Origin of the sequence: Ralstonia sp. R-29 (assembly GCF_049913345.1) — a bacterium.
Classification (GTDB): Bacteria; Pseudomonadota; Gammaproteobacteria; order Burkholderiales; family Burkholderiaceae; genus Ralstonia.
On record NZ_CP184379.1, the window covers coordinates 194,957 to 207,167 of the forward strand.

The window sequence follows — 12,211 nt, forward strand, 5'->3', positions numbered from 1 at the left end:
AAAGAATAATGAGCTCGACACTTGACGCATCCCTGCAAAAAGCCGTCACCAACATTCCCGACTGCGTGGCGGCGGGCTATGTGGATCTGTCGTCCGGTATGGTGCTGAGCATCAAGACGGTGGACTCCCACCCCTCTGCAGTGATTGAACTGCTCGCCGCCGCGACCGCAGACCTCTTCCAAGGCCCCAATGTGTCGGCTATCGAACGTACGTTCCGCAAGGCTCGTGGTCTGCCAGAGAACCCCGACCATCATTATTTTCAGGAAATCATCGTGAACAGCGAGAACCTCATCCACGTGTTCTTGCGCAGCAAGCGCCAATTGCAAGTGGCCGCATTCGTGTGCCGCAAGGGCGCCAACCTTGGGATGGTGCTGACGAAGGCGCGCATGAGCATGCCGGAAATTGAAGCGGCGCTTTGATTCTGCAAGTGAAGGCCGCATGACAAATCCCCTGAGAGAAGCAGCGCGGGCGGGGCGCGTAAGAAGCATTCTGAGAAATCTTCTTGCAAGCTCCGCACATATCGAGGCCTGTGCAGCCGTGTCATTGGACGGTCTTATGATCGCTTCCGTGATGTCGGACGACGTGAATGCCGACCGCTTTGCTGCGATGTGCGCGTCGCTCCTAACGCTCGCTTCCAGGGCCGCCGAAGAAGCCGCACGGGGGGAGTTGCGCCAGCTCATTCTCGATGGAAAGAATGGCACCATGCTACTGACCCACGCAGGCAGCCTGGGCGTCCTTGCCGTCGCCGGCAAACCTAGCGCGCAGCTTGGAAAGCTCATCCTTGATGCCCGTGCGACAGCGGGACAGCTCGCCGAAGTGGATGCTGACACGCCATGAGTGCTCCGCCATCCTGGCTGCGCGCGCATCCGGTCGGGGTGCTGACGTGGTTACTCAAGCCAGGGCATTCCGTAGAGCGCGCCCTGTTTGAACATTTGCTCGTCCAGGACGCCGCCGTTGCCACCGATGTGCATGAACTTGCGCGGCGTGTGGGTCAAACTTCGGCGGCAGTTGCACGTGCCCTGTTTGCGCTTGTGCGGACAGAAAGTCTGGCTGTACATGTTGAATCTCCGTCGGCGTCTGTCTATCGCGCCGGAGGCTTGGCGCAGCTGCAGGCGGATCTGTTGGAGCTGGGGCGCCCCGGCCAAAAGCTTGTGCTGGCTAGCCACGACGGTTTCTGTATGGCTAGCGTCAGCTGCACGCGCTATGAAGAGGAGGTGTTGGCAGCCTCGGCCGGCACAAGAGGCGGCGCACTCCAGACCCACACATTGCGGTTTGGTTTGCACCGCGTCGATCTCGTTGCGTCAGAGCCTATTGACCGTCGCAGTCCGGCGCTGCTTCACCTCGGGCGCCGCCTGCTGTCGTTCTACGGCCAACAGAATTGCGGGGAGAACGGACTGTGATACCGCCGCTCACTATTCACGACGTCTTTGAAGGACTGGCTGCGCACTGTACCCACCTGAAGGGCGCTGCGGTGGCGACACCCGACGGTCTGGTCCTCGCGTCGACCGGCGCCTTTGATGGCGATGCGCCTGCTGCCTGCGCAGCGGGGCTGGCCACAAGCGTGGACAACCATCTGTCGTTTCTTACACCGTCACGTTGCGACGATGGTTTGGTCTGGGCCGATTCCGGTGTCTGGTACGTGGCGCGCCTTCCCAATGATCATCTTCTGTTGGTCTGGTCTGGCTCAGAGGAGCAGGTCGGGCTGCTGCGGCTTGCGGTGCAGCGTGCGGTCCAACAACTTGCACCCATGCTTTCGACAACACGGTGACTGGCCCTCTCTTCCCGCAGCTTACTCGGTGATGCATCCCTATTGCGAAGGGTTGGCCCAATGCATCGACGATTCGATCCGCGCGCGGAAGCCTGCAGGGCCTGCGTGTTGATTTGCACCGAATCCTGACCCACCCGAGGTAGGTTTTTGCATCGAATGTTGACCCACGTATAGAACACTGTCCCGCTCGGCAACGAGCGGGAGATCGGAGTGATCGACGTGGCCATACTGAGCATCATTCGACGCTGGCATCTTCGCGACCAGATCCCGCTGCGCGAGATCGCCAGACGCCTGGGCATCTCCAGGAACACGGTCAGGCGCTATCTGCGCGCTGACACCACGGCACCGGCCTATCCTGCACGGCAGAGTCCGAGCAAGCTCGACGGCCATGCCGCCAAGCTCTCCGCTTGGCTCAAGACCGAGGCCAACAAGCCACGCAAGCAACGGCGCACACTCAAGCAGATCCACACTGATCTGTGTGCCTTGGGCTTCACCGGCTCCTACGATCGCGTTGCCGCATTCGCTCGCCGCTGGCGCCAGGAGCAACAGGAGCAAGCCCGCACGTCGGGGCGAGGCACCTTTATCCCACTGCGCTTCGCAGAGGGTGAGGCCTTCCAGTTCGACTGGAGCGAGGACTGGGCGGTCATCGCCGGCGAGCGCACCAAGCTGCAAGTGGCTCAGTTCAAGCTCAGCCACAGCCGCGCATTCTTCCTGCGCGCGTATCTGCTGCAGACCCACGAGATGCTGTTCGATGCCCATCACCACGCCTTTGTGGCCTGGGGCGGTATCCCGCGTCGCGGCATCTACGACAACATGAAGACCGCCGTGGATCGCGTGCGCCTGGGCAAGTTGCGTGACGTCAACTTGCGCTTCAGCACCATGGTCAGCCACTACCTGTTCGACGCCGAGTTCTGTAACCCGGCCTCGGGCTGGGAGAAGGGGCAGATAGAGAAGAACGTGCAGGACAGCCGTCACCGCATCTGGCAACGCATCCCTGCATTCGGCTCTCTGGCGGCACTTAATGACTGGCTGGCCGACCAGTGCGTACGGCTGTGGCAGCAGACCCGCCATCCTGAGCTGGACATGACCCTCTGGGAGGCCTGGTCGCTGGAGCGGCCACACCTGATGCCCGTGGGGCAGCCGTTCGATGGCTTTGTGGAGCACACCAAGCGCGTCTCACCAACCTGCCTGGTGACCTTCGAGCGCAACCGCTACAGCGTACCGGCGTCGTTTGCCAACCGGCCCATCAGTCTGCGCGTCTATGCCAATCGGCTCGTGTTCGTGGCCGAAGGCCAGGTGATTGCCGAGCACGTGCGGCACATCGACCGTAGCCATCTTCCGGGGCGCACAATCTATGACTGGCACCACTACCTCGCGGTGCTGCAGCGTAAGCCCGGTGCGCTGCGTAACGGCGCACCGTTCGCCGAACTGCCAGAGGGCTTCCGACGCCTGCAATCCACACTGCTCAAACGCCCTGGTGGCGATCGCGAGATGGTCGAGATCCTGGCGCTGGTGCTGTTGCACGACGAACAGGCCGTACTCACTGCGGTGGAGCTCGCACTGGAGGCGGGTGCCCCGTCCAAGCAAACCATCCTGAACATCCTCAGCCGCCTCCTGGAAGGCGAGCCCGTGGCACCGATCACCTCACCACAGGCACTGGCGCTGCACGTCGAACCGCAGGCCAACGTCGGCCGCTACGACAGCTTGCGAGATCGGGAGGTGCATCATGCAGCATGAAGTCATGTTGGAGATGCTCAAGTCGTTGAAGCTGCACGGCATGGCACAAGCGCTGGGCGACCTGGCGGCGCAGGACTCGCCGGCCTACCAGTCGGCCGTGGCCATCCTGTCGCGTCTGCTCAAGGCCGAGCTCACCGAGCGCGAGGTGCGCTCGCTGGCCTATCAGATGAAGGTGGCGCGCTTCCCGGCCTACCGAGACCTGACCGGCTTCGACTTCAGTTGCAGCGGGGCCAACGAGGCGCTGGTGCGGCAGCTTCACCGCTGCGAGTTCCTCGAGTCGGCGCACAACATCGTGCTGGTCGGCGGCCCAGGTACGGGCAAGACCCATCTCGGCACCGCCATCGGCGTGCAGGCCGTGGAGCACCATCACCGTCGAGTGCGCTTCTTCTCGACCGTGGAGCTCGTCAACGCGTTGGAACTGGAGAAGGTCTCAGGCAAGCCGGGACACCTGGCCACGCGACTCATGTATGCCGACCTGGTGATCCTCGATGAGCTGGGCTATCTGCCGTTCAGCCAGACCGGCGGCGCATTGCTGTTCCACCTGATCAGCAAGCTCTACGAGCGCACCAGCCTCGTCATCACCACCAACCTGAGCTTCGGCGAATGGTCCAGCGTCTTCGGGGACGCCAAGATGACCACCGCGCTATTGGATCGCCTCACGCACCACTGCCACATTGTTGAAACCGGCAACGATAGCTATCGTTTCAAGCACAGCACCACCCAGCCCAAGAAGGAGAAACGCACCGCCAAACAACCCGCACAAAGCGACACCTAACAGCCTTTGGGGTGGGTCAGTTTTCGATGCAAATCCTGGGTCAGGATTCGGTGCAAATCAACAGTGAGTAGTTCCTGCTCGATCTGATCCTTAAAATACCATTCCACGAGCTTTCCAAAGCCTTCCACTTCTTCGATCAGCGAGGCAACGCTGGTTGATGGCGCGATTGTATAGAACGGAATGAACCCGTCGCACTTCCACTCCCGGTCCGTGTGCCGAAGTTAAATCGGCGCATGAGCCTACGAAACCGACAATACACGGTCTGCCACGGCGGGAAGTCGTGGGCAGCATCCGCCAGCCACAGCCCGTCGCGCCAGATAGCGCAGGGCGTTGACCACTTCCCTCAAGTCGCACTCCCGGCGCCGGCCTCGCACGGCGGCGCGTGGCAGCATTGGCTGTACGGCGGCCCATTCGACAAGGTGGTGGTCTTCGGCATCGTCAAGCGCAACGGCGAGGTGAAGGCCCACCGATTGATCGGCACGACCAGACGGCCATCATGGAGCAGATCCAGGCTCATACTCGCGAGGGCTCGCTGTACTACACCGATGCGTGGCAGGCCTATGCCACTTTGCGGTTACGAGGAGGGCACGTGGTAGTGCGCAAGGAGATGGGCAAGCCGGTAGGTCGAGACCACATCAACGGTATCGAAGGCTTCTGGAGGTACGGCAAGAACTGGCTCTATCCGTACTGTGGCGTGCCCAGTCAATTCTTCCATCTTTATTTGGCTGAAACCTGCTATCGGTTCAACCATCCATCGCGATGAAGACCTGAAACCCCTGCTACGTAAGCTTCTGCAGGCAACTCCTACCCTCGAAATTCAACCCACTCTGGTCCGGTTTGGGTAGGAATTACCCTTTTTAAACAGGCTCTGAGGCCGTCCGTTCAAACTCTGGGTGGAAATGTTCGTCCAGGTGTGCAGCGAACCGCTCCAGATCGGCTTCGATCTGAGGGTTCTTTTCTACGTCATTGGCGATGAATGACGGAATGGGCTCCAGTCCCAAAAACTGGTTTGCCTTGTGAAAAGGCAGATAGACACTTTCCACACCGACACCGTCAAAGAACTGATCGGGATCGTTGAACGCTTCAAGAGGCGCGTTCCACGTGAGGGAGAGCATGTACTTTTTTCCATGCAGCAACCCGCCCGAACCGTACTTCTTTGTAGGGTCGCCGCGGGTCCTGCCATCGCTTGCGTACAGCACGCCGTGACCCATGGTGAACACCTCATCCATATACTTCTTGATCGTCCAGGGCGCCCCCATCCACCACGCAGGCATCTGGTAGATGATCACGTCGCTCTGGGCGATCTTTTGGACTTCGTGTTCGACGTCATATCCATCATCCACAACGGTGGTGTTCACCGAGTGGCCGAGTCTGACGAGATGCTCGGCGGCGACCTGTGCGAACTTGTGGTTGAGCCCACCCTTAGAGGGCAAGAAGCGCTTGGCGCCATTGATGATCAGTATGTTGCTCACGATGTTCCTTTGTGATGTTTGTGAGATGTCGCTCGTCGTGACGAGCTTGCTTGCGGGAAGTCAGGCCTCGACGTGGATGTTCCTGCCCGCGAGCAGCCCGACCCATGCCCCGAGGAGCGCGACGCCTGCTGCCATGAGTAGCGCCACCGACCAGCCTCGCTGCCAGTCGTGGATTGCGCCCAAGACCATCGGGCCAACCGCCGCCATCAGATAACCGATGCACTGCGCCATGCCGGAAAGAGTCCCAGCCACCTCGGCGGACCGGGTACGCAGACCGATGAAGGTCAGGCCGAGAATCATGCTTGCCCCACTTCCGAAGCCCAGCAGCGCAGCCCAAACCACAGCCAAGCCAGGCAAGTAGATCAGCCCGAGCAGCGACACTGCGGATATCAGGCTCACGGACACAGCCGCCGGCCGCTGGTCCGGCATGCGTCGAATAACGGACGCGAAAATCAGTCCGGGGATGGCTGTCGCGAGTTGCAGAACACCGTGCATGGAGCCGGCTTGGGCAGGCGGCATGCCCTGGTCGATCAGGATGGTGGGAAGCCAACTGATGGCGATGTAGAAGATCATGGCGTTGAAGCCCATGAACAGGGTCACCTGCCACGCCACGAGGGACCGCCAGACGTTGGTTGATTGCGTCAACCGAGCGCCCCGGGCCACCGCCTCGCTCTCATGCACATGACACCGTGGCACCCACACAGCCAACGCGATGCCGGGCAGCAGCATGAATGCGGCAAGAGCCGTTTGCCATCCATAGGCCTGCGCCAAAGGGGTGACCAGTGCTGATCCGAGCGCGCCGCTGGCGCCCATTGTCAACGCGTAAGCGCCTGTGAGCGAGGCAACGCTGCTCGCGAAGTCGCGCTTGATCAGGCTGGGCAGCAGCACGTTCCCGAAAGCAATGCCGACACCGGTCACCGCTGTGCCGCAATACAGCAGCCACATCGCACCGGAGGAGCGCAGGGCAATACCCAGCGCAACGAGTGCCAGTGCCCCGACAAGGGTCCGCTCAAGTCCCACCTTACGGGCTATCGCCGAACTGAGCGGCGAAAAGGCAGCGAACGCGAGCAATGGCAGCGACGAGAGTGCGCCCACTGCCGCTGTGCTTAGGTTGAAGTCTTTCTGAATAAAGGCAAGCACGGGGGCCAGCCCCGTAAATGGAGCCCGCAGATTCACCGCGAGAAGCAGGATGCCGGCTACCAGAGCGAGGTCCGAAGGCGCCCGCCGGATGGTTGAAAAAGTCACGAAGAAAACGCTTCTTGGATAAGGGTGCCTCCAACTTTACGGATTCCGCGCATGAGCTAATATAGAAGAGATGACTAATAATCTCTAAAAAATGACACTGCCACCCCGGATGCGGATCATCTCTCCTGAGCAGTTCAACTCAGACGACTTCAAGCAGCCCGCAGTCGCGGTACGGGTGCACTTGGAAAGCGAGCAATCCGAGCATCCTCAACACAGCCATCGCAAGGGACAGTTGATCTTGATGATCCAAGGCTCGGCGAACTGCGAAGTCCCTCAGGCTCTGTGGTTCGTGCCGCCTCAGCACGCGGTTTGGGTCCCTGGGGGAACACCCCATAGCTGTCGCGCATCACCCGACGCTCAGCTCTACTTCCTCTTCATCGAGCCTGGCGCTGTCCGGATGCCGGATCACTGTTGCACGCTGGCCATCACACCGCTGTTAAGTGAACTGATTCGCCACCTGGCCCGCGGAGAACCGGCTTACCAGGGGGGGGGCAAAACGGAAAGAGTGGTGGCCGTGCTGCTGGACCAACTGGCAGAGGCGCCTGTCCAGCAATTGCATTTGCCGATTTCGCAAGCGCCAGCCATCAGACGCATGCTGGACACCCTCTCTGCGGACCCATCTGACCGCACAACGCTTTCCCAGTGGGCTGCTCGTCTTGCCATGAGCGACAGAACCCTGGCCCGGCTCGTGGTTCGCGAGACAGGCTTGACGTTTGGACGCTGGCGCCAGCAGATGCATCTCATCGTCGCCCTTCGCCAACTGGCCGACGGGACGTCAGTCCAGCAGGTGGCGGGCCTTCTGGGCTACGACTCGGTCACCGCGTTTATCACCATGTTCAAAAAGGCGCTGGGCAAGTCGCCAACCCAATATTTCGCCAGTCTGCGCAACCTGCACCCTGAAGCCCCATAGGTAGAACGAAGGAATGGCAAGCTCACGCCTGGTGGATTGGTCCTTCTTGCCCCGAGCAATAACAGGCTATTCAGGCTGTAACCCTCGACTTTGTAGTTGAGGTAGTGCGCCGGCACGAGCAGCAAACAGGCTTTGCCTTCCTGCCGCGCCGCTAGATGATCGAGTTAACCTTTGGATGGATGGTTCGCTGGCGCCGGCTCGTACGCGACTACGGGCCGCGCGCAGATGTATCGGAAGCCATGGCTGTCGAGATTCACCCAACGTTGAACCGACGCCCCACGATCTACAGGCGTTCCCGGTGGAGTTGCTCGGCCAACTTTGAACTCCTGGTTCGCTTAACTTTGGACTATCCGCGTTTTGATTCACATAGCTCTGAACTTTCGCGGGTGTCCGGTACGTCCTGACTCATGAGACATCCTGGAGGGCTGCTTTGACCGTAAGCGTGTCCGTGGCACCGTCTCGACGATGTGAAAAGAAGTGGCCAGAGTAGTCCCCACCAAAAAGTAGTGGGGACCACAGTGGCCACAGAAGCACCGAAGAGAAGTTCACGCAAAGGCATCCCGAATCACCCCATCGAATTCCGGCGGCGGTTGGCCAAGCTGGCCAGCGAACCGGGCGTGTCGGTAGCGCGTCTGGCGATGGAGCACGGGTTGAATCCGAACCTGGTATTCAAATGGCGCCGAGCACTGCGCGCCGGTGAATACGATCCGATCGGTTTGCTGCCGGTGACAGTGGAAGCGCCGGTGCAAGAGATCGAGCAGCCGATCTCGGCGCCAGTTGGCGGTGCTGCGCCGGTGGGCGCCATTGAGATCAGCGTAGGCAGCACACGCGTGCGTATCGAAGGCACGCCCGACGAAGGCACGCTACTGCTGGTACTGCGCATGCTGCGCAGCGCGTCGGGATCGGCAACATGATCGGTCTACCCAGCCGCACGAAGATCTGGCTGGCCGCCGGCGTGACCGACATGCGCTCGGGCTTCAACAGTCGGGCCGCCAAGGTCCAGACCGTACTGGAGCGAGACCCGTTCAGCGGCCATGTGTTCGTGTTCCGCGGTAAGCGTGGCGATCTGGTCAAAGTGCTGTGGTGGAGCGGCGACGGCATGTGCTTGCTGATGAAGCGGCTGGAGCGTGGCCGGTTCGTGTGGCCACGTGCCGATGGTGGCGTGGTGTGCCTGAGCCAGGCACAGCTGTCGATGCTGCTCGAAGGCATCGACTGGCGGCAGCCGATACGCACGGCGGAGCCGACATCGGCGTTGTAAACCTACCGGTCGCCGCGTAAACTGCCGGCATGACCGCGGCAGACGCCTATCCGGACGACATCGAAGCACTCAAGGCCTTGTTGCTTGAGCGCGATGCACGCATCGGACATCTGGAAGACGTGGTCGAATCGCACAAGGCGGCAACCGCTACAGCCAAGGCCGAGATCGAGCACCTGAAACTGCTGATTGCGAAGTTGCGCCGCATGCAGTTCGGCCGCAGCTCCGAGAAGCTCGACCGCCAGATCGAACAACTCGAGTTGCGACTGGAAGAACTCGAGGCCGACGAGGGTGCGGCTCCCATCGAGGTTCCAAAGACGCCACGCACCGCACCGGAGCAGGCGCCACGCAAACCACTCCCCGAGCATCTGCCCCGCGCAATCCTGACTCACTGGCCGGAATCGGGTGAAACCTGCACGGCGTGTGGCGGCCCCATGAAGCAGCTCGGTGAAGACGTTTCCGAGCAGCTTGAATATGTACCGGCGAGCTTCCGCGTGATTCGCCATGTGCGCCCCAAACTGGCATGCACGTGCTGCGACCACATCGCACAAGCTGCTGCGCCGAGCCGCCCCATCGAGCGTGGCGTGGCGGGTCCGGGCTTGCTGGCCCATGTGCTGGTCTCGAAGTTTGCAGATCACCTGCCGCTGTACCGCCAGTCGGCGATCTATGCGCGCGAAGGCGTTGAGCTGGATCGCTCGCTACTGGCGAAATGGGTTGGCCACAGCGCGAACCTGCTGCAACCGCTGGTCGATGCCTTGCGCCGGCACATCATGGCAGCCACGAAACTGCATGCCGACGATACGCCCGTGCCGGTGCTCGCGCCGGGCAATGGCAAGACCAAGACCGGACGGCTGTGGGTCTACGTGCGCGACGATCGGAACTCAGGGGACATGACGCCACCGGCGGTCTGGTTCGCCTATACACCGGATCGCAAGGGCATCCATCCGCAGCAGCATCTTGCATCGTTCAACGGCACGCTGCAGGCCGATGCCTACGGCGGTTACCAGGCGATCTACGAAACCGGACGTGTGGCTGAAGCAGCGTGCTGGGCCCATGCCCGACGGCAGTTCTACGAATTGCATGCTGCACGGCCGAATGCCTTGAATACCGAAGCGCTGGAACGCATCGGCGCGCTATACAAGGTTGAGGAAGCCATCCGAGGCAAACCGCCCGATGCGCGGCGAGCGTATCGGCAAACGCACGCCAGACCCTTACTCGATCAACTCCATGCGTGGCTGAGTGCCACGCTGGAGACGCTCTCGCGCAAATCCGACACGAGCCGGGCGATTCTCTACGCCTTGAATCGATGGGAGGTACTTACGCGCTATTGCAACGATGGGCACCTGGAGATCGACAACCTGCCGGTTGAGCGCGCGCTGCGCGGCGTAGCCATCGGGCGTCGCAATTACCTGTTCGCTGGCGCGGACTCAGGCGGCGAGCGTGCCGCCGCGATCTACAGCCTGATCGGCACAGCCAAGCTCAACGGCATCGATCCTGAAGCGTATCTGCGCGCCGTGCTCACGCGCATTGCCGACCATCCGATCAACCAGATCAACGAGCTACTACCGTGGCATCTGGATCAGTCCTCGTACTCAAGCGGCGTATCGGCGTAGTCAAGAACAACGGTATGGATGCAAACCTCGCACCACTCCCGGAACATCTTGAGCGTTCGGTTGCGTGGCCATAGATCTGGGTCGACATACCAGTCCTCCAGCAACTGCTCAAAAACCGCCTTCCAGTTCCGCTGAATCCAGCGCTTGCCTGGCTCATCGGTGCCATCCGTGGGAATCAGGAAGGCAGACGGCTCCTCGCGCGCATCCTCGAGCGTGACGGTGGCATTGGCTGGCGTGGGGTCGGCCGCATTGATCCATTCGACGAACGGCGCCTTGGGCAAGATGATGGCAACAACCCGGTTCGTAACGTAAAGCGGCTCCAGCGGCATGCGGTCGATCCTCGTGTCAGAAGATCGCATGCTAGAGCAAGACGGCCATCAGGCCACGCTTACCTTTGACCCGCAATCCACCAACGTACAGGGGATGGTCAGCGCTCGCGGCGTATCCAGCAGTCCATCAAGGCCAGCACGCCCAGGCTTGCCACCCACAGCGGAAAACGCGTAAGTCCGAAGATGACGGCTCGGCAACTAACGAGTGAGGCATACCACTCGGTGGTCTGGGTTGGCTGGGCTGGCAGCACATACACCAACAAATGAACGGTGACGGCGGCCAGCCGACACGAGGCGAATGCGGAAGTGCCTCACCATCAGACGCGTGCGGGACGTTTGCGGGCGGCTTTCTTCGGGGCTTCGGGCGATTGAGATCGCAGCCTCTCCAACTGGCTCGCGATCATGCTAGCCACCGTGCGCGCCACTGCCTTCACATCCCTGCGCTCGTCGGACAGCATCTCCACGGTGGCGTAGATCAATTCCACGACGACGCGGCAGGTCAGTTCCAGATCTGCCTTGCTGACATGGGGAAGGGCCTGTGCCAGCAAGCGCGTTTGCGCGCGCGTAACTTGCGTGTGCGAGTCCAGGCGTACTTCTTGAAGCGCCGGGACAGCGCGTAGAGCACGCATGATCCACACTCCGCCCACCGTTTGCTCGGTGACCTCGTATGTATCGAGGATGAGCCCTTCGAGGGCGAGCTCGAGGTGGGCCACCTCTCCGCCGAAGACGTCTGGGCCGATCCACTTGCTCACACGCTCGTTTTGCTGCTGCATCAGCCGTTGCCCCAACTCGCATAGCAGGGCGTACTTGTTCGGGAAATAGCGATACAGCGCCGGCGGCGTCAGGCCGGCACGCTCACATACCAGATTGGTCGACAGGCGTTCGATACCGACATCAGCAAGCGTCTGTGCCGTGACTTCGAGGATGCGTTCGTAGGTTTCGGCCGCACGTTGCTGCGCCGGCTGCATCTTTGCCGAAAGGGATGGTGTCTCTCTGCGGGTGGAAGCCGCAGCTTTGTTGTTTGGCGAGGGCATCAGGGTAATTCCTAGTCAGCCTTAAAGATAGTTATCACTATATACTCTTCTAAACGATAGTTATAGCTATGAC

The 12,211-nt window shown here is 61.0% G+C and carries 15 protein-coding genes and 2 pseudogenes; 12 read left to right on the plus strand and 5 right to left on the minus strand.

From position 1 onward, the window contains the following. Positions 1–8: 8 nt before the first annotated feature. The 6 genes from ACN9M1_RS27130 (at position 9) to istB (ending at position 4,280) form a co-directional block, all read left to right on the plus strand. Complete coding sequence (locus ACN9M1_RS27130; RefSeq protein WP_426400816.1) at positions 9–419, plus strand: hypothetical protein; 411 nt, start codon at positions 9–11, stop codon at positions 417–419. A gap of 19 nt (positions 420–438) precedes the next feature. Beyond that, positions 439–837 (plus strand): roadblock/LC7 domain-containing protein, encoded by a 399-nt coding sequence (locus ACN9M1_RS27135; RefSeq protein ID WP_426400817.1) that lies wholly within the window; start codon positions 439–441, stop codon positions 835–837. After that, positions 834–1,400, plus strand: a complete 567-nt coding sequence (locus ACN9M1_RS27140; RefSeq protein ID WP_426400818.1) for a hypothetical protein — start codon at positions 834–836, stop codon at positions 1,398–1,400. Before ACN9M1_RS27135 ends, ACN9M1_RS27140 begins: the two co-directional genes overlap by 4 nt. Beyond that, complete coding sequence (locus ACN9M1_RS27145; protein WP_426400819.1) at positions 1,397–1,768, plus strand: hypothetical protein; 372 nt, start codon at positions 1,397–1,399, stop codon at positions 1,766–1,768. Before ACN9M1_RS27140 ends, ACN9M1_RS27145 begins: the two co-directional genes overlap by 4 nt. A 210-nt stretch (positions 1,769–1,978) precedes the next feature. Next, positions 1,979–3,505: an IS21 family transposase gene (istA, locus tag ACN9M1_RS27150; RefSeq protein ID WP_012760797.1), complete on the plus strand. Its 1,527-nt coding sequence runs from the start codon at positions 1,979–1,981 to the stop codon at positions 3,503–3,505. Then, positions 3,495–4,280 carry an IS21-like element helper ATPase IstB gene (istB, locus tag ACN9M1_RS27155; protein ID WP_426394882.1) on the plus strand — a complete coding sequence of 262 codons (786 nt, stop codon included), beginning with the start codon at positions 3,495–3,497 and terminating at the stop codon, positions 4,278–4,280. The genes istA and istB overlap by 11 nt, the downstream gene beginning before the upstream one ends. Positions 4,281–4,491: 211 nt before the next feature. Here istB and ACN9M1_RS27160 read toward each other — a convergent pair. Continuing rightward, positions 4,492–4,696 (minus strand): annotated as a pseudogene (locus tag ACN9M1_RS27160) (transposase); the annotation flags it as partial. Positions 4,697–4,776: 80 nt separating this feature from the next. Between ACN9M1_RS27160 and ACN9M1_RS27165 the strand changes: the two are divergent. Continuing rightward, a complete protein-coding gene (locus ACN9M1_RS27165; protein ID WP_426400821.1) occupies positions 4,777–5,043 on the plus strand; it encodes a transposase in 267 nt (88 codons plus the stop codon). Between the two features lie 94 nt (positions 5,044–5,137). Here the strand turns inward: ACN9M1_RS27165 and ACN9M1_RS27170 are convergent, their stop codons facing one another. Continuing rightward, positions 5,138–5,752: an NAD(P)H-dependent oxidoreductase gene (locus ACN9M1_RS27170; protein WP_426400823.1), complete on the minus strand. Its 615-nt coding sequence runs from the start codon at positions 5,750–5,752 to the stop codon at positions 5,138–5,140. Between the two features lie 60 nt (positions 5,753–5,812). Then, positions 5,813–6,997 (minus strand): MFS transporter, encoded by a 1,185-nt coding sequence (locus ACN9M1_RS27175; protein ID WP_426400825.1) that lies wholly within the window; start codon positions 6,995–6,997, stop codon positions 5,813–5,815. 109 nt (positions 6,998–7,106) lie between these two features. Between ACN9M1_RS27175 and ACN9M1_RS27180 the strand changes: the two genes are divergently transcribed. From ACN9M1_RS27180 to tnpC, 5 genes and pseudogenes are all read left to right on the plus strand, one after another. Then, positions 7,107–7,907, plus strand: coding sequence for an AraC family transcriptional regulator (locus tag ACN9M1_RS27180; RefSeq protein ID WP_426400826.1), 801 nt, complete (start codon positions 7,107–7,109; stop codon positions 7,905–7,907). A 71-nt stretch (positions 7,908–7,978) separates the two neighbouring features. Beyond that, positions 7,979–8,149, plus strand: a pseudogene (locus tag ACN9M1_RS27185) (IS5-like element ISRso1 family transposase); the annotation flags it as partial. A gap of 264 nt (positions 8,150–8,413) precedes the next feature. Next, complete coding sequence (gene tnpA / locus ACN9M1_RS27190; protein WP_045204892.1) at positions 8,414–8,821, plus strand: IS66-like element accessory protein TnpA; 408 nt, start codon at positions 8,414–8,416, stop codon at positions 8,819–8,821. Then, the gene (gene tnpB, locus ACN9M1_RS27195; protein WP_426400827.1) at positions 8,818–9,165 is read left to right on the plus strand and encodes an IS66 family insertion sequence element accessory protein TnpB; all 348 of its coding nucleotides are present in this window, start codon (positions 8,818–8,820) and stop codon (positions 9,163–9,165) included. The genes tnpA and tnpB overlap by 4 nt, the downstream gene beginning before the upstream one ends. Before the next feature lie 29 nt (positions 9,166–9,194). Next, complete coding sequence (gene tnpC / locus ACN9M1_RS27200) at positions 9,195–10,775, plus strand: IS66 family transposase (RefSeq protein ID WP_426400828.1); 1,581 nt, start codon at positions 9,195–9,197, stop codon at positions 10,773–10,775. Here tnpC and ACN9M1_RS27205 read toward each other — a convergent pair. Beyond that, the gene (locus tag ACN9M1_RS27205) at positions 10,742–11,104 is read right to left on the minus strand and encodes a hypothetical protein (protein WP_045204895.1); all 363 of its coding nucleotides are present in this window, start codon (positions 11,102–11,104) and stop codon (positions 10,742–10,744) included. The genes tnpC and ACN9M1_RS27205 overlap by 34 nt on opposite strands. 317 nt (positions 11,105–11,421) lie before the next feature. After that, positions 11,422–12,138, minus strand: coding sequence for a TetR/AcrR family transcriptional regulator (locus tag ACN9M1_RS27210; RefSeq protein WP_426400829.1), 717 nt, complete (start codon positions 12,136–12,138; stop codon positions 11,422–11,424). Positions 12,139–12,211: the final 73 nt, after the last annotated feature.